This is a genomic window from Saliphagus sp. GCM10025334 (assembly GCF_042663485.1).
Lineage (GTDB): Archaea > Halobacteriota > Halobacteria > Halobacteriales > Natrialbaceae > Natronosalvus.
Genome location: NZ_JBHTAF010000002.1, coordinates 57,099 through 70,608, shown reverse-complemented (window position 1 = coordinate 70,608; position 13,510 = coordinate 57,099). Strand labels below are relative to the sequence as shown.

General features: G+C 63.3%; 17 protein-coding genes, 1 tRNA gene and 1 pseudogene. 5 read left to right on the top strand and 14 right to left on the bottom strand.

Translation table 11 applies throughout. The features are described from left to right. From ACFQO4_RS08680 to ACFQO4_RS08660, 5 genes and pseudogenes are all read right to left on the bottom strand, one after another. Positions 1 to 303: a PadR family transcriptional regulator gene (locus ACFQO4_RS08680; RefSeq protein WP_500260548.1), complete on the bottom strand. Its 303-nt coding sequence runs from the start codon at positions 301 to 303 to the stop codon at positions 1 to 3. A 90-nt stretch (positions 304 to 393) separates the two neighbouring features. Then, positions 394 to 497: transfer RNA gene (locus tag ACFQO4_RS08675), tRNA-Gln, on the bottom strand. A gap of 72 nt (positions 498 to 569) precedes the next feature. Then, positions 570 to 1,319 (bottom strand): annotated as a pseudogene (locus ACFQO4_RS08670) (HNH endonuclease). An 89-nt stretch (positions 1,320 to 1,408) separates the two neighbouring features. Next, entirely contained in the window at positions 1,409 to 1,837 is a 429-nt protein-coding gene (locus ACFQO4_RS08665) for a metal-dependent transcriptional regulator (protein ID WP_253430113.1), read from the bottom strand. 94 nt (positions 1,838 to 1,931) lie between these two features. Continuing rightward, positions 1,932 to 2,426: a ferritin-like domain-containing protein gene (locus ACFQO4_RS08660; protein WP_500260547.1), complete on the bottom strand. Its 495-nt coding sequence runs from the start codon at positions 2,424 to 2,426 to the stop codon at positions 1,932 to 1,934. Positions 2,427 to 2,554: 128 nt separating this feature from the next. Here ACFQO4_RS08660 and ACFQO4_RS08655 point away from each other — a divergent pair, with 128 nt between their 5' ends. Then, entirely contained in the window at positions 2,555 to 3,202 is a 648-nt protein-coding gene (locus ACFQO4_RS08655; RefSeq protein WP_500260546.1) for a DUF8526 domain-containing protein, read from the top strand. A gap of 92 nt (positions 3,203 to 3,294) precedes the next feature. Here ACFQO4_RS08655 and ACFQO4_RS08650 read toward each other — a convergent pair whose 3' ends face one another. Further along, a complete protein-coding gene (locus tag ACFQO4_RS08650; protein ID WP_500260545.1) occupies positions 3,295 to 3,687 on the bottom strand; it encodes a DUF5811 family protein in 393 nt (130 codons plus the stop codon). Positions 3,688 to 3,881: 194 nt separating this feature from the next. Then, complete coding sequence (gene infB / locus ACFQO4_RS08645) at positions 3,882 to 5,687, bottom strand: translation initiation factor IF-2 (protein ID WP_500260544.1); 1,806 nt, start codon at positions 5,685 to 5,687, stop codon at positions 3,882 to 3,884. A 177-nt stretch (positions 5,688 to 5,864) separates the two neighbouring features. On the opposite strand from infB, the gene ACFQO4_RS08640 reads away from it, so the two are divergent. The 3 genes from ACFQO4_RS08640 (at position 5,865) to ACFQO4_RS08630 (ending at position 7,034) form a co-directional block, all read left to right on the top strand. Next, the gene (locus ACFQO4_RS08640) at positions 5,865 to 6,113 is read left to right on the top strand and encodes a DUF7860 family protein (protein WP_500261164.1); all 249 of its coding nucleotides are present in this window, start codon (positions 5,865 to 5,867) and stop codon (positions 6,111 to 6,113) included. A gap of 206 nt (positions 6,114 to 6,319) precedes the next feature. Further along, positions 6,320 to 6,565: a PRC-barrel domain-containing protein gene (locus ACFQO4_RS08635; RefSeq protein WP_253430099.1), complete on the top strand. Its 246-nt coding sequence runs from the start codon at positions 6,320 to 6,322 to the stop codon at positions 6,563 to 6,565. A gap of 4 nt (positions 6,566 to 6,569) precedes the next feature. Further along, the gene (locus ACFQO4_RS08630) at positions 6,570 to 7,034 is read left to right on the top strand and encodes an NOB1 family endonuclease (RefSeq protein ID WP_500260543.1); all 465 of its coding nucleotides are present in this window, start codon (positions 6,570 to 6,572) and stop codon (positions 7,032 to 7,034) included. An 88-nt stretch (positions 7,035 to 7,122) separates the two neighbouring features. On the opposite strand, the gene ACFQO4_RS08625 is transcribed toward ACFQO4_RS08630, so the two are convergent. The 6 genes from ACFQO4_RS08625 to ACFQO4_RS08600 all read right to left on the bottom strand — a co-directional run bounded on the left by ACFQO4_RS08625 (position 7,123) and on the right by ACFQO4_RS08600 (position 10,464). Beyond that, entirely contained in the window at positions 7,123 to 7,515 is a 393-nt protein-coding gene (locus ACFQO4_RS08625; protein ID WP_500260542.1) for a DUF8048 family protein, read from the bottom strand. A gap of 8 nt (positions 7,516 to 7,523) precedes the next feature. Next, complete coding sequence (locus tag ACFQO4_RS08620; protein WP_500260541.1) at positions 7,524 to 7,784, bottom strand: MoaD-like domain-containing protein; 261 nt, start codon at positions 7,782 to 7,784, stop codon at positions 7,524 to 7,526. Positions 7,785 to 7,868: 84 nt separating this feature from the next. Next, positions 7,869 to 8,147 carry a ubiquitin-like small modifier protein 1 gene (locus tag ACFQO4_RS08615; RefSeq protein WP_500260540.1) on the bottom strand — a complete coding sequence of 93 codons (279 nt, stop codon included), beginning with the start codon at positions 8,145 to 8,147 and terminating at the stop codon, positions 7,869 to 7,871. A gap of 118 nt (positions 8,148 to 8,265) precedes the next feature. Further along, entirely contained in the window at positions 8,266 to 9,375 is a 1,110-nt protein-coding gene (locus tag ACFQO4_RS08610; RefSeq protein WP_500260539.1) for a glycosyltransferase, read from the bottom strand. A 139-nt stretch (positions 9,376 to 9,514) separates the two neighbouring features. Beyond that, complete coding sequence (locus ACFQO4_RS08605; RefSeq protein WP_500260538.1) at positions 9,515 to 9,985, bottom strand: hypothetical protein; 471 nt, start codon at positions 9,983 to 9,985, stop codon at positions 9,515 to 9,517. A 92-nt stretch (positions 9,986 to 10,077) separates the two neighbouring features. Beyond that, the gene (locus ACFQO4_RS08600; protein WP_500260537.1) at positions 10,078 to 10,464 is read right to left on the bottom strand and encodes a DUF7971 family protein; all 387 of its coding nucleotides are present in this window, start codon (positions 10,462 to 10,464) and stop codon (positions 10,078 to 10,080) included. A 222-nt stretch (positions 10,465 to 10,686) separates the two neighbouring features. Between ACFQO4_RS08600 and ACFQO4_RS08595 the strand changes: the two genes are divergently transcribed. After that, positions 10,687 to 12,006: an alpha-amylase domain-containing protein gene (locus tag ACFQO4_RS08595; RefSeq protein ID WP_500260536.1), complete on the top strand. Its 1,320-nt coding sequence runs from the start codon at positions 10,687 to 10,689 to the stop codon at positions 12,004 to 12,006. A 994-nt stretch (positions 12,007 to 13,000) separates the two neighbouring features. On the opposite strand, the gene ACFQO4_RS08590 is transcribed toward ACFQO4_RS08595, so the two are convergent. Next, entirely contained in the window at positions 13,001 to 13,396 is a 396-nt protein-coding gene (locus tag ACFQO4_RS08590; RefSeq protein WP_500260535.1) for a hypothetical protein, read from the bottom strand. Between the last annotated feature and the right edge of the window lie 114 nt (positions 13,397 to 13,510).

The window sequence follows — 13,510 nt, the reverse complement described above, 5'->3', positions numbered from 1 at the left end:
TTATTCGGAACCGTCGTTCCCGTTTTCGCCCTCGAGACACGCCCGCACCCACGACCCGTGTTCGCGCACGCGAGCCTCGCCGGCGTCGGTCAGGCGATAGACGTCGTGGAGTCCCTCGACGTCCTTCTCGACGAACCCCGCGTCGACGAGTGCCGACAGGGAGCCGTAGAACGCCTTCGGCTCGAGGCGCTCGTCGTAGTGGGACTCGAGGGCCGACTTGAGTTCCTGGCCGCGCGCCGATTCCAGTTTTGCGAGGAGAAAACAGATATCGCGTCGCCGCCCGCTCTGGAGCCACCTGGTCATGTTGGATGTGGTAGGGACGGGGCTACAGTCGTTACGGTTCGTTCTCGAGCGTGGTGCCTGGCTCGAAGAATTGATATAAGATATTTGTCATAGTCCCGGGCGGATTCGAACCGCCGTCAATGGCTGTCTCCCGCAATAGGTGGGTTCCGATTGCGTCCAAAGGCCATTATGATTGGCCACTACACCACGGGACTGTACGCGTCTCCACAGTCAGCCGTCAGCTTGACAGTGGGTATCCAGTCGTAGTCGGTCGAAAAGTAATAGTGTTACCTTTTTCCGTCAGGTGAAACAGCGATCGACCCCTCCTCTGCCAGTCGATGACAGCGACGACTGAGTGAAACGACGTTGTCCAGCGTGTGGGCGTCTTCGAGATCGTCGAACGTTCGGACGGGGATGACGTGATGGACGTCGGGATTTCGTCCGATTTCCTGACGTCCACGGCCACACGACTGACACCGATACTCGTCTCGCTCGAGCGCTCGCCGGCGTATTTTCCACCACGCTCGCCGTACGATATCGGGCCACCAGCCCACTGGTGGTGGTTCTCGCCGACGACTGTCTCCGAGAGCCAGTTTCCATAACACGTCCGATCACAGAACACGCCGCGCTCGTTCGCCTCGACCACGGGACGGATAGACCTCGAGGTTAGCGTCACAGCTCGCACACGTGGTCGACACCCGTTTACTGGGCGTCGACGGATTGTCCGGGAGCAGGCCGTTGGCGTCGGCGACGCACGGCGGACAGTACACACCCTCCTTGTTCGAGGGATAGTACTCGAACGTCTCGTCACAACGCACGCACGACGCCTCCTCCCTGGCGTCCTTCCAGTTGCCGTTGTTCGAGCCGCCGTTCGGATTGCAGTCGTCGCAGTAGACTCGTCTCGACTTCGGGTCGTAGAACTCGAGGCCACAGCCCTTACATGTCCGGTTCGGCAGTGGCTCTCCGTGGACTTTCGTGTGGTGTTGTCGCATTCCCCGCTCCGTCTGCAGGGACTTCTCACAGGTCGGACAGCGCACGCCGGGTCTGGCCGCCCGATCTTATATAAACTCCCGTACCGTCCGCGACCGATGCCAACACGTCGCCATGCCGCCACGCCAACACGCCGTCACTCCGCGAGCGACCCCGCCTCGAGGTAGGCACAGCAGTCCTCCTCGGCGTCGAAACAGTCCGGACACTCCTCTCGGCGGTCGATGATTGTGTCCAGTCGGTCCGCAACGGTCTCGTCGATGACGCTCTCGAGGGCGCGGGCCTCCTCGCGGAACTCCTCGACCTCGAGGACGTTCGTGAGAAATCGCTCGATAATACAGTACGTCTGGAGGGCGTTGTGCGCGCGCTCGAGTCCTTCGTCGGTGAGCGTCGCTCCCTTGTACTTCTCGTGTTCGACGAGTTCTCGTTCCTCGAGTTTCCCGATCATCTCGTTGACGCTCGCCGGGCTGACCTCGAGTAACTCCGCGAGGGTGCCGGTGGAGGCCGGGCCGTCTTCGAGACGCTGTGCCAGGTAGACCGCCTTCAGGTATTGATCTGCCGTGTTCATCGATTGCCACCTCGCGTCCGCATCGTGTGTGACGTACGGGATGTCCGCGATCCGCACGATGTGTGAAATGTGCGCGTTCCGTTCGGCTCCCCGCTCATGCTCGTCGCTCCATAATCTCCGTGACCGCTTCGACGCCCTCGGTCTCCTCTGCGCGGATCGCCTCGAGGGTGTCGAGGACGCGGTCGCGGTCGACGCTGAAGTCTGTCTCGGAGGCCTCGATTGCCGCGATGAGGTCGTCGTAGAACTTGTAGGCTGTCTCCTCGTTACACAGCTGATCGTAGAGGACGCCGTCGGTGTCCTCGGGCGGCCCGTAGCGGGCGTCGACCAGCGTGTTGATCTCCTCGTAGGAGACCGTCTCGGCCTCGAGTTCGTCGACGAGCGCCTCGAGGCGCTGGCGGTGCTCGGCTGACTCCTCGGCCGCCTCGGCGAGTAACACTCGCACCTCGTCGTCGATGGCCTCGCGTTCGGCCTCGGGCAACGACTCGAGGTGGTGGGCGGCACGCGACTCGACGACCTCTTCCAGGACGATCCCGATCTGTAGCAGTCGGGTGAGCTGGTGGTCGCTCGAGACCCGCTGTCCCAGGCTCATACCCCCGATTCGGGGCGGATCATACTTAGTCTCCCGCTTTTTTGTTTTGGCGCGTTCTGCACACGCTACTGGCACCTCGACCTCGTGTCAGCGAAGGAACTATCCCGCTGTCGCCCCTCGAGGACGATATGAGCGAGCGTTCCGACGAGGTATCGATGGACGACGCCGAAACGCGGTCGTCCGGATCGACCGGTTCGGTGCCGGCGGACGGGTCGAGCGGGCCAGGTCCAACCACCGACGACCTGCTGGCCGAGACCGACCGACTCCTCGAGGGTGGGGCCGATGCGAGCAGCGACGCCGAGTCGACCGCGGCGACCGAGTCGAGCCCGTCGGCGGGATCGACGACGGACTCGAGTCGGAACTGGACGTGGAACCCGCTCTCGCGCCTACGGTTCGGCGGCTCGATCCGCGCCCGCCTCTCGCCGTCGCGGTACTTTTCCCTAAGGAGCCTCCTCGCCGTTTTCCTCACACTCGGGTTCGGCATGGTGGCTGGCGGTATCGTCCTGCCGTTTTCCGGCGTCGGCCGCCTGCTCGGCCTGTTCGCGATGGCGTTCGTGATCGGCCTGGCCACCTCGAGACGTCGCTACCTCGAGACCTGCCTGGGCGGCGCTGGCATCGGCGCGCTTGGCGTCCTCCTCGATTTCGCTATCTTTCTGCCGACGGACTCGGGTCGGTACCTGCTCGCCATCGGTGCGGGCGCTGGCCTCCTCGCGAGCGTAATCGGCTACTACTTCGGTCGCGACCTGCGGGCGGGGCTGGTTCGCGACGTCCAGTGATCTACTCGCTGCACTCGAGGCGTTCGACTCGCTGCGCTCAGGGCAATCGATGGGCAGAAAGACGGGTGGGCGGCAGAATGCGGATTGGACGACTATCGCGCCGTCGGCGTCACGTCGTCGTTCACGGCCTGTTTCACCTGCAAGGCGGCGCTCGCAGCCAGCCCCTGGGCGACCTCGTCGCGGTCGTCGGCGCTGATGAGGTCTTCCGGCGTGTTTTCGAGGTCGGGCGTGAATCCAGCGCTGACCGGGTGACCGATGGGTGGCTGGACGGCCACGAGCGCCTGCGGGCCGGAGACGCCGTCGGCGACGTCCGCGTCGACGACGTACTCGTCGGGGAGGAACTCCCGCGTCCGGGCGGCGATCTGGCTGACGGTCCGTTGGAGCGTTCGCTTTTGCTCGAGTGACAGTTCGGGAACGTCCGCCGCGGCCCGCTGTCCGGCTTGCGTAACTCCCGGCAACCCCGCGTACGGCGTATTTCCGTTCATGAGAACTCGCTACTTCCGATTGGGGATGGCGCCTAAAAAACGTTCCCTTCGTGACAGTCGATGTCACGCCCGGCTACGGGGCATCGTTTTCTCGCCCGGCTACCGAATCTCGGTTTCACTCCCGACCCCGAGGAGTTGATACCACGTTCAGCGACGGGGCGGACCAGGCCACCTTGAGCCGCCAACCGGCGTCGCTACTTGCCCCAGAACGGATCCCGCTTGCGGTGTTTCTCGAGGTACATGTTCAGCGCCTCGAGTTCGTCGGCGGGGATCTCGCTGGTGAGTTCCTGTTCGAGAATCTTGGCGTGCTTCTCGGGAACTTCCGTCCACAGGAGGTCGCCCTCCTTGACCTGCCGCCCGATGGTCGGCCCGTCGATGGCCACCGAGACGCGCTCGCCTGCGCGGGCCTCGTCGACGTCCTCGCCCTGTTCCTGGATGCCCTTGACCTGTCCAACGCGCGTCGGTTCGTTGTCCTCCCACTTCGCGACGAAGGAGTTGTTCTGGAGCGTCCCGGAGTAGATCTCGACGCCGACGACGGCGGGATCGTTCTGGCGGAAGACGTGGTCCTCGAGCACGCGGAACCGGGACGGGCGGGTGATGTTGTCGAGGATGGTGTCTTGCTGGGCGCGCTCGATCTCCTCGACGTGTTCGGTGTAGCCCTCGACGAGCTGGTAGATCACGTCGTCGGTGAACAACTCCACGTCGTCGATTTCGGCCCGGCGCTTGGCGTCGGCGAGGACGTCGACGCTGAACCCGAGGACGGCGCGCTGTTTCGCGTCGTCCGCGGTCGAGGCGACCGAGATGTCCCGCGGCGCGACGTCGCCGACTTCGGCCCGGACGATCGGAATCTCGGCTTCGCCGAGGGCGTCGGCCATCGCCTCGAGGCTGCCCAGGGTGTCGGCTTTGACGACGACCCCTTCCTCGTCGGTGTCGACGGCGATTTCGGCGAGTTCGGACTCGACTTCGGCGATGACGTCCTCGAGGGGGCGGTCCCGGATCACGCGGACCGGGGCGCCCGCCATCGCGTCCTCGAGGTCCGGCGCGGCGACCTTGATCCCGGCGGCCGCGCCGACCTCCTCGACGTTGTCGAAGCGGCTCTCGGTCCGAATTTCGGCGAGCGGCCGGGGCTGGAGCAGGGCGCGGACCTCGGTGACGATGGGATCGTTCAGGCCGCCGACGACGATGGTGTCGTCGCTGCGGATCGTTCCGTCGTAGAGGACGGTGTCGACCGTGGTGCCGAAGCCCTTCTCCTCTTTCACTTCGAGCACCGTGCCGACGCCGGGGCCGGCGACGTCGATCTCCATCTCCTCTTTCATGTAGCGCTGGGAGAGCCCCATCATGACGGCGAGTAAGTCGGGGACGCCCTCGCCGGTGAGCGCGGAGACGGGGACGACGCCGACGTTGCGCTGGAAGTTCTGGACGCGCCAGTAGAGGTCGGCGGAGAAGTCGTGGTCGGAGAGGTTACCGATGATCGTGTAGAGGCTCTCGTCCAGTCGCTGGCGGGTCCGATCGGACTGGGACTCGTAGGTCTGGGTGATCGGGGCGTCCTCGTGGACGTTCCAGCCGGGGACGGTGTCGATCTTGTTCGCGGCGACGATGAACGGCGTCTGGGAGCGCTTGAGAATGTCGAGCGCCTCGAGCGTCTGGGGCTGGAAGCCGTCGTTGACGTCGACGACGAGGATGGCGATGTCCGCGAGCGCGCCCCCGCGAGAGCGAAGCGTCGTGAACGAGTGGTGGCCGGGCGTGTCGATGAAGAGGAGCCCGGGGAGGTCGAAGTCGTCCGGATCGACGAGTTCGCCGGCGATTGAGGAGACGACCTCGAGCGGAACGGCGGTCGCACCGATGTGCTGGGTGATCGCCCCTGCTTCGCCCTCGATGACCGCGGAGCCGCGGATCTTGTCGAGGAGACTGGTCTTACCGTGGTCGACGTGTCCCAGGACCGCGACGATCGGGGTCCTGAGGGCCGCTGGATCGTGTGTATCCGAGTCAGTGTCCGACATAGTGAACCACCCGAGAAGGTCTTATCCGTATCGTCCGCTGCCCGGTAGTTAAACCCATCGTCACCGGCTTCTCCGCACGTCGATCGATTCGTGTGGCTGATTCCCCCGTCTTCGGGTTTCTCCGACCCTCGATCGTGTACCAACCGCCGATTTGAACGAATCGAAAATCGCTAACCGATTTCGTCGTGTCTCGCCGTTATTGGACGTTACGGAGACATCGATTTTCCTTCCCTCGCAAAGAGCGGCTTTCTGCTCGGCCTCGGCATGTTCGTCGTCGGTATCGGCGGCGAATTCGTCGGCCAGACGTACGTCGGTACGCTCCCGGCCTGGGAGAACACGCTGCTGTACGGTCTGATCACGGTCGGCCTCCTGATCGGGTTCTTCTCGCCGTTCGTGTTCGGTATCTTCCTTCCGCTGACGGAGTGACCCGACGAGCTCCCCACCACTCTGTTCGCGGCCGTCACCCCACTCGAGCCCCGGGACTCTGAGACACGTCATTCGAGCACGCACTCGTTCTAGCATTCTCGAGGCCCGTCTGTTCGACAGCACGCTCGAGGCTCCGTCTGCTCGAGGGGCGACGTCCGTCTGACGGCTCCCATGTCTTTAATAGTCACTAGTCAGTACGAGGGGGTATGAGCGAGATACTCGCCGAGAATCTCTCGGGGAAGTCCGTCATGGGTTCTGATGGGACTGAACTGGGACTGCTCTACAACATCACGATGGACATCAACTCGGGCAAACTCCACGACCTCGTGGTCGACCCCGACGAGCAACTGCCGTCTCGATCGGTCGACTTCGATCGAAACGACGCCGGCCGCTTTCTCATCCCCGTCAGCCGCGTGCAGGCGGTGAAAGACTACATCGTCGTCCAACGCTAACGGTATGTACATTCTCGATTCGTCGGCCTTTATTCACGACTTTCACACCACCGAACAGACAGCCACGATTCCGCTCGTCCGCGAGGAACTCGAGGGCGAGAGCGTCTACCGCTACGACGCCATGGAGGGGTCGGGCATGCACGTTCACATTCCCAACGGCGACACCACCGAGAAGGTTCGCCGGGCCGCGAAGGAGTCTGGCGATCTCGAGGTGCTCTCGGACACCGACGTTCGCCTCGTGGCCGCCGCGTTCGAACTCGACGCCGTGCTCGTGACCGACGACTACGCGATGCAAAACGTCGCCGAGCGCCTGACCGTCACCGTCGAACCGATCGCGCGCGAGGGCATCGAGGAGGAGCGCGAGTGGACCTTCCAGTGCCAGGGCTGTGGACGGGAGTACGACGAACAGAAAGACCGTTGCCCGATCTGTGGCGCCGAACTCGCCCGGAAGAATCCAGGCTCGAGCTAAAACCGGGCTCGAGCGAATCCTTCTAGCGCGTATCCGGGCGTGTATCCGAGCGTATTCGGTACTCGTTCGGTGCTCGTTCGACCTGCTGTCAGCCAGACCTATTTCGTTCGGTAGCGGCTGGGCGGCCGATACAGACCGGCTCGCGAATCTCCAGTGCCGTCTCGAACTCGTCCTCGCGGTCGCGGCGGCGCCCGATCCGACGAAACTGTTCGGCGTGTGCGCGCGAGACGGCGTCCCACTCGCGCTCCTCGAGTGCGAGCGTCGACCCGGTCTGCTCCCAGAACCCGGTTTCGAACAGTAATACGATCCGGTCGTCGTCCTCGTAGGGGCACTCCGCCGATCGACGATATCGGTCGAGATTGGCCGCGAGGTAGTGTTGAACCCGTTCCACGAGATCCGGAAGCTGTGACGGCGGGACGCTCGCTTTCGCCGCCGCGAGCAGGAGGATCTGACCCTCGATCGGCTCGCCGGCGACCGTCATCGCCAATCTCACCCTCCAGCCCGCATCGCCTTCTGGGCGAACGCGGGAACGAGTTCCTCGAGAACGTCCTCCTCGCCGTCGAAGACGACGGTCACCTCGGTCAGCGTCAACGTCGGCCCGACGCCGATCGTCTCGGCGTCGAACTGGGCTCGCCAACCGTCTCCCTCGACGACGTCGTCTGCTACCCGCTCGCCGCCCAGGTTCTCGAGGTAGCGGACGGTGAGTCGCTCGGAGATTCCCCGGAAGGACCGTTCGACGCGCGTGGTCATTGAATCAGTTTCGTGGAGAGTGCCCATAAACGTGCGTTCGGCGGCAGGGTGTCCGCCAACTCTCGACTTACCCTTTCGAGCGAATCAGCCGCCCGCGACGGGTGGAAACACCGAGAGCCGATCGCCCTCCTCCAGGTCAGTGTCGACGCCCGCCATGTGGACCACGTCCCGGCCGTTTTTCAACACGCTCAGTTGCGGCCGAATCGCGCCGTCCTGGAGCAGTTCTCCCTCGAGGCCCTGGTACTCTGCTTCCAGCGCTTCGAGCACGTCGCCGACGGTCGCGCCGTCCTCGACCGTCCTCGAGAGATCCTTCTGGCCGACGGCTTCGCGAAACGTGGCGAAAAATCGAAGATCGAGTTCCATGCGCTCGAATTGACGCGACGAGACTTAAGTGCCCGCAGTCGGGCCTGCTGAAAATTGGTCTCGAGTCGGGTGCTGTACGCTTCCCCGAGACCGCTCCTGGGGCCGCTCCCGAGCCCGCTCAGACGAGCCCATCGTAAATCTCCGATAACTGCTCGATGGAGTGGTCGACAGAGAGCATCGCCCGGCGACGGCGACAGAGATCGGCCAGGCGGTCGTGTTCGTCGAGACAGCGCGTGATCGCCCACTGGAGGTCCCCGATCGATCCGCGCCGGTAGCGGTAGCCGGTTTCACCTTGGATCACCGAATCGGTCAGCGCCCCCTCGTCGACGGCGACGACGGGCGTCCCGCAGGCGGTCGCCTCGAGCGCCACGAGCCCCTGGGTCTCGACCGGACTCGGGAAGATGAACACGTCGAGCGCGGCGTAAAACGCCGGCAACTCCTCGCGCTCGAGGAAGCCGAGGAACCTGACGTCGGCGTTCACCTCGGCCGCACGTTCCTCGAGGGCTTCGCGAGCGGGTCCGTCGCCGCCGAGGACGAGTGTCATCCGCGTTCCGTCCACGGCGTCGATCGCCTCCTCGAGGTTCTTCTCCTCGCCGTGGCGCCCGGTGTAGCCGAGTAGCGGGCGGTCGTCGGGGAGGTCGTACCGGGAGCGAAACGAGGTCGGATCGACGGGGCGGAAGAAGTCGGTGTCGATGCCGTTCGAGACCACCGTCACGTCGACGTCGGCCTCGACGGTCTCGAGCAAGTGATCGCGGGCGAAGGAGGTCGGCGCGGTGACGTGGTCGACGCGCTCGAAGAACGTGCGTTCGTAGAGCCGGCAGGTCCGCTTGACGCCGTCGAGGACGTTGCCAGAGACGTGCTGGCTGGCCCGGTCGTCGAGGAGGGTGTGGTAGGAGGCGACGACGGGTACGTCGCGCTTGCGAGCGAAGCGAATCCCGGCGAAGCCGATGGTGAACGGCGTGTGGACGTGGACGACCTCCGGCGTCTCCAGGTCGTCCGGAATCGAGGGAAGCCCGAGGCGATACTGCGGGTACAGCGGCGCGCGAACGCTTCGGATCGGGTGTTCGCCGGGGCCCGCCTCGTAGCCGTCCATCTCCGGGTAGACGATGGGCATCGCCGTCCGTTGCTGGCGCCAGCGCTCGCGCCAGAGCTGGATCGTGTAGGTGACACCGTTGACCGTGGGGAGGTAGAGGTCTGTGAAGGCGGCGACCGTCTCCGTCCGGGTCATAGGTCGTGGTTCGAACGCGGGGGCCGAATAGGTTGCGTTGTCGATACGTTCTCGGTTCGTCTCGAGACCCACAACGGACGTCTCGAGGCACGGTACGGGACGAAAGGTCTCGAGGCGTGAACCGCCCCGCTGGCCTCGTCTAGTCCACGACGAACTCGATCCCGTGACCCCGCAACAGCGACCGCATCCGTTCGACGCCGCTCGACGTATCCCAGCCGTCACCGACGTAGTGCTTGTAGGGGTGGCGAAGCCAGGAGTACTCCCGGTGGGCGAACACCTCGACGGCGTCTCGTCCGTCCTGAAACAGCGTCACGTGTAGCTGCCAGTCGGCCAGCGGCGACCGCCGCCGTACCCAGCTTCCAGCCGAGAAGCGGCCGTCCTCGTGGACCTTCAACGAGGCGATCGGTTCGGGTGCAAACGCCATCGCCTCGAGGTCCGGCCGAAACGCTCGCAGGTCACGTTCGATGGTTCCGACGTACTCAGACGGGTGCTGGGTACACGTGGCGAACCCGCCCAGCGGCTCTTTGATTCGGTGCAGTGTCGGGAGCACACGCCGGCGAAGTCGCGTCGTCGCGTCCAGGTCAGCGCCGTCCTCGTCCCTCGCGTTCACGCCCCTCTCTACCGTAGATACGAAGAAAATCGTTGCGTCTGCATTCGCAACCGACTGTTTCGAACGGAAGAGAGTACGATCGGCTGCCAGAACTACAGATCCCGAAGACGAATCCCGTCCTGGACCAGCCGGGAATTTCGCTCCCGGTCGAGGTACGTCGCCAGGTCGTCGTGTTCGTACAGCTGTGCGATTACGTCCGCATAGAGCGTTCGCCACGCAATGGCGTAAATCGGCGACTGCCCCCACGCCCGCAGTTCGGGGACGAACGCGTCGTAGGTCTCGAGACGATCCTCGAAGTGTTCGATCGCGTCGAGGACGTGGCCGGCGGCTTCCGCGTCGTCGTCGGCTTCCTCGATGGCGCGATTCAGTCGACTCTCCCAACCGGCGACGGCCTGTTGCATGTCTATCGCCGCGTCGCCGCTGTCGTCTGGCAGTCGCTCGAGTACCGGTTCCGGGACGCCGAGTGAGATCTCGTCCATACCGGAGGGTGTCGGCCGGTGGTAAAGAAACCACGGTGGATACTCTCCGATTTGATCAGCGCTAGGACGACAGGTTCCGGTTTCTATCCTGCTCGATCACGGCTTACACGCTCTCCTCGAATCTACATGGTGAGGTCGCCGATACTCCTTTCCAAATAGCCGTTAATTGTAATCCAAACTTACAAAATACATATTTTGGGTGTAATAGTACCTCGTACTTGCATGTCTGAGAAAGACACTCACGGCGAACGTGAACAGGAATCACTGACGATCAGCAGGCGGAACGTCGTTCGTGGAGCAGCGACGACCGGGTTGGCACTCGCCGGTCTCGGGTCGGCCTCGACGGTGTCGGCTGCAGGGGAACGAGCGTTCTTCCAGTACTTCCACGAAACTTGGCCGACTATCACTGACAACCTCTGGAAGGTCGCCGACCGCGGCTACGACGGTATCTGGATTCAGGCCCCTCAGGAGAGCGAACTGACGTGGTCGGATCAGGACGGCCGGAACGACCCGCCACTCGGCTACCAGCCAGTGGACTTCCGATCGTTCGACAGCGAGTTCGGCACCGAAGCCGACTTGCAACGACTCATCGACACCGCCCACGACAACGACCTTGAGGTGTACGTCGACTGCGTGATGAACCACATGGCCGCCAACCGGGGGTACGACTTTCCGCAGTTCAACGAGGAGCACTTCCACACGCACGTCGGCTCCATCGACGACTGGGACGACGAGCACCAGGTCGAACACGGCGACCTGCTCGGGCTCAAGGACCTCGCCCAGCTCGAGGCCCACGGCCACGAGGACACGGCGCCGTACGTCCGCGAGCAGTTGTACAACTACATGCAGAAAATCGCGAGTTTCGGGGCGGATGGCTACCGATACGACGCGGTCAAACACGTCGAGGCCGAGTTCTGGGACCAGTACGCGAATCCCTGGGCCGACGAGTTCGGTATGAACCGCGTCGGCGAGGTGTTCGACGGTAGCGTCGACTACGTCCAGAACTACGTCGACACCGGGATGGACGCCTTCGATTTCCCGCTGTACTGGACGCTCGAGTCGGTCTTCGATTATGGCGATATGAGCCAGCTCGAGGGGGCCGGACTAAAGGCACAGGACTCGTGGCACGCCTGGCCCTTCGTCCAGAACCACGACGAGGGTGCACCACCGCAGTACCACCTCGCTCACGCGCACGTCCTCACGATCGAGGGGACGCCGATGGTGTACAACCTCTACCCCGATAGCATCCTCGACGACGACGCGATCAACAACATGGTCTGGGTCAAGAAGAACCTCGCGGGCGGGGCGACCTACTGGCGCTACACCGACTCCGATCTCGCGATTTACGAGCGGGACAACAACTTGCTCGTCGGGTTGAACAACAACACGAACGACTGGAAGGGCCAGTGGGTGTACACGACCTGGCGCAACGAGACGCTCACGGACTACAGCGGGGCCGCCGGCGACGTCGAGGTCAACGGCGACGGTTGGGTCGAAGTCTGGGTCCCGCCGGAGGGATGGGTGTTCTACGCGCCGTACTGACTTCCCTCCGCAGTCGGCTATTTTTTCGGTCGCGCTCGAGGCCCGAGCCGTGTCCACGGCCTCCAATTTGATATACCACAATGAGGTTTATTGGACTCTCACCGGCCTGCCCGATTCGTCGAAATCGAACGCAAAATCTCCGCAAACGCGCCCACGACCGGTACGGCACCTACTGATCGGCGATCTTCCTCGACCAGCTCTCGAGAGCGAATCTACGGTCCGTCGAATCGGCGCCGCGTATCGGCGGCGGCTCTCAGTCCGGAATCGATTCGCCGACTCCCCCATCCGGGATCGATACGCTAACCACCCCACCGGGATTGATAGTGCGCCTTCGGTCGGCCACGTTCAGTGAGGGTATCTCATCGCGAGAACGGATCTGGACCGGGTGCTTCTCGAGACCGTGACGCCGAACCAGCATCGATAGCGGCCGTAGGGTGCGAACGGCAATCGAAGGCTGGAAATGCCTCCAGGAGAGGGCACCCCGCCATCAGCTACCGGTGCCACGTTCGCCTGCCCTCGACGACGGTGTGTCTCGAGTGCTCTCCGATGCCGGCTGTCGACTTCCCGAATCTCGGATTCGGAGAAGACTACTGGTCTCTCCTCAGCGGCCGGCGGAACGGGCCCTCGAGCAAGGGCGAGTTCGGCACGAGACCCGGGGGGTCGCGGCTGCGAAACCGGGTTCCAGCTTCGCGGATTCAGACTGCGCCGGTTTCACCTGGGCGAGCTCATTACTCGTCGCATCACCGAAACGAGGTGTACGCCTAGGGCGTTGATTTGCGGAAGACACAGGACGGTAACGCTCGATGAACTCGCTACGCTCTCGACTTCTGAATCTTCAGTCAGCCCCGGGCCATATACTTCATGACGATATACGAATTTCAGTGACTCGGGGCGGGTACACTCAACAGTCCAGCTGATTTTCCTGCCATGCTGTGGAAACCAGGCCGGGTTCGTGATTGACACCAATTGGCGTCCTCACTCCGCCTGGACTCTCTCAGCGGCGAGTGAGTACCCCCGGCGGCCGGATATCGAACGCCAGGGTATCGGTATCTTCGCCATTCGGAGGAGAATAGTGTACGTGACCCTGATCGGTTAGTCTACTATTGTCCCTGTACACACCGTAATCGACGACGTAGTGCTCGGCTTCGGCCGCATTTTCTCGCCGTGTTTCTCCCTCTGGATCTACGTCGAGGCGACTGGAGAAGACTCTCGCTTCGCTACGGCTCGAGTCGTCGTGATCTCGGAACATTCTCAGTTCGACTGTATAGGGGTCACTCGTCTGATTGAACAGGATCACGTCGAGCGACTGCGAGTCGGAGGACAGTGTCGAACAGCCAGATAAGCCCGATGCGATAGCGGCTGTTCCAAGGAGGAAGTAGCGGCGCTCCATGGGTTGAGTGTTTGTTCAATTGATAAGTAATTTCCCCGTGATTTCGTATCCACAGAACATTCTGCAGGGACGCCATTGTCATCCCTGAGCGAGTGTTCGTCCGTCGATTCGTAG

What these genes read in the sequence shown, in the direction of transcription:
- infB (WP_500260544.1), bottom strand. Translation starts at nt 5,687, where the DNA reads ATGTCGGACACTGACTCGGATACACACGATCCAGCGGCCCTCAGGACC.
- ACFQO4_RS08660 (WP_500260547.1), bottom strand. Translation starts at nt 2,426, where the DNA reads ATGAGCCTGGGACAGCGGGTCTCGAGCGACCACCAGCTCACCCGACTG.
- ACFQO4_RS08650 (WP_500260545.1), bottom strand. Translation starts at nt 3,687, where the DNA reads ATGAACGGAAATACGCCGTACGCGGGGTTGCCGGGAGTTACGCAAGCC.
- ACFQO4_RS08635 (WP_253430099.1), top strand. Translation starts at nt 6,320, where the DNA reads ATGAGCGAGATACTCGCCGAGAATCTCTCGGGGAAGTCCGTCATGGGT.
- ACFQO4_RS08625 (WP_500260542.1), bottom strand. Translation starts at nt 7,515, where the DNA reads ATGACGGTCGCCGGCGAGCCGATCGAGGGTCAGATCCTCCTGCTCGCG.
- ACFQO4_RS08600 (WP_500260537.1), bottom strand. Translation starts at nt 10,464, where the DNA reads ATGGACGAGATCTCACTCGGCGTCCCGGAACCGGTACTCGAGCGACTG.
- ACFQO4_RS08665 (WP_253430113.1), bottom strand. Translation starts at nt 1,837, where the DNA reads ATGAACACGGCAGATCAATACCTGAAGGCGGTCTACCTGGCACAGCGT.
- ACFQO4_RS08615 (WP_500260540.1), bottom strand. Translation starts at nt 8,147, where the DNA reads ATGGAACTCGATCTTCGATTTTTCGCCACGTTTCGCGAAGCCGTCGGC.
- ACFQO4_RS08630 (WP_500260543.1), top strand. Translation starts at nt 6,570, where the DNA reads ATGTACATTCTCGATTCGTCGGCCTTTATTCACGACTTTCACACCACC.
- ACFQO4_RS08590 (WP_500260535.1), bottom strand. Translation starts at nt 13,396, where the DNA reads ATGGAGCGCCGCTACTTCCTCCTTGGAACAGCCGCTATCGCATCGGGC.
- ACFQO4_RS08655 (WP_500260546.1), top strand. Translation starts at nt 2,555, where the DNA reads ATGAGCGAGCGTTCCGACGAGGTATCGATGGACGACGCCGAAACGCGG.
- ACFQO4_RS08680 (WP_500260548.1), bottom strand. Translation starts at nt 303, where the DNA reads ATGACCAGGTGGCTCCAGAGCGGGCGGCGACGCGATATCTGTTTTCTC.
- ACFQO4_RS08610 (WP_500260539.1), bottom strand. Translation starts at nt 9,375, where the DNA reads ATGACCCGGACGGAGACGGTCGCCGCCTTCACAGACCTCTACCTCCCC.
- ACFQO4_RS08595 (WP_500260536.1), top strand. Translation starts at nt 10,687, where the DNA reads ATGTCTGAGAAAGACACTCACGGCGAACGTGAACAGGAATCACTGACG.
- ACFQO4_RS08620 (WP_500260541.1), bottom strand. Translation starts at nt 7,784, where the DNA reads ATGACCACGCGCGTCGAACGGTCCTTCCGGGGAATCTCCGAGCGACTC.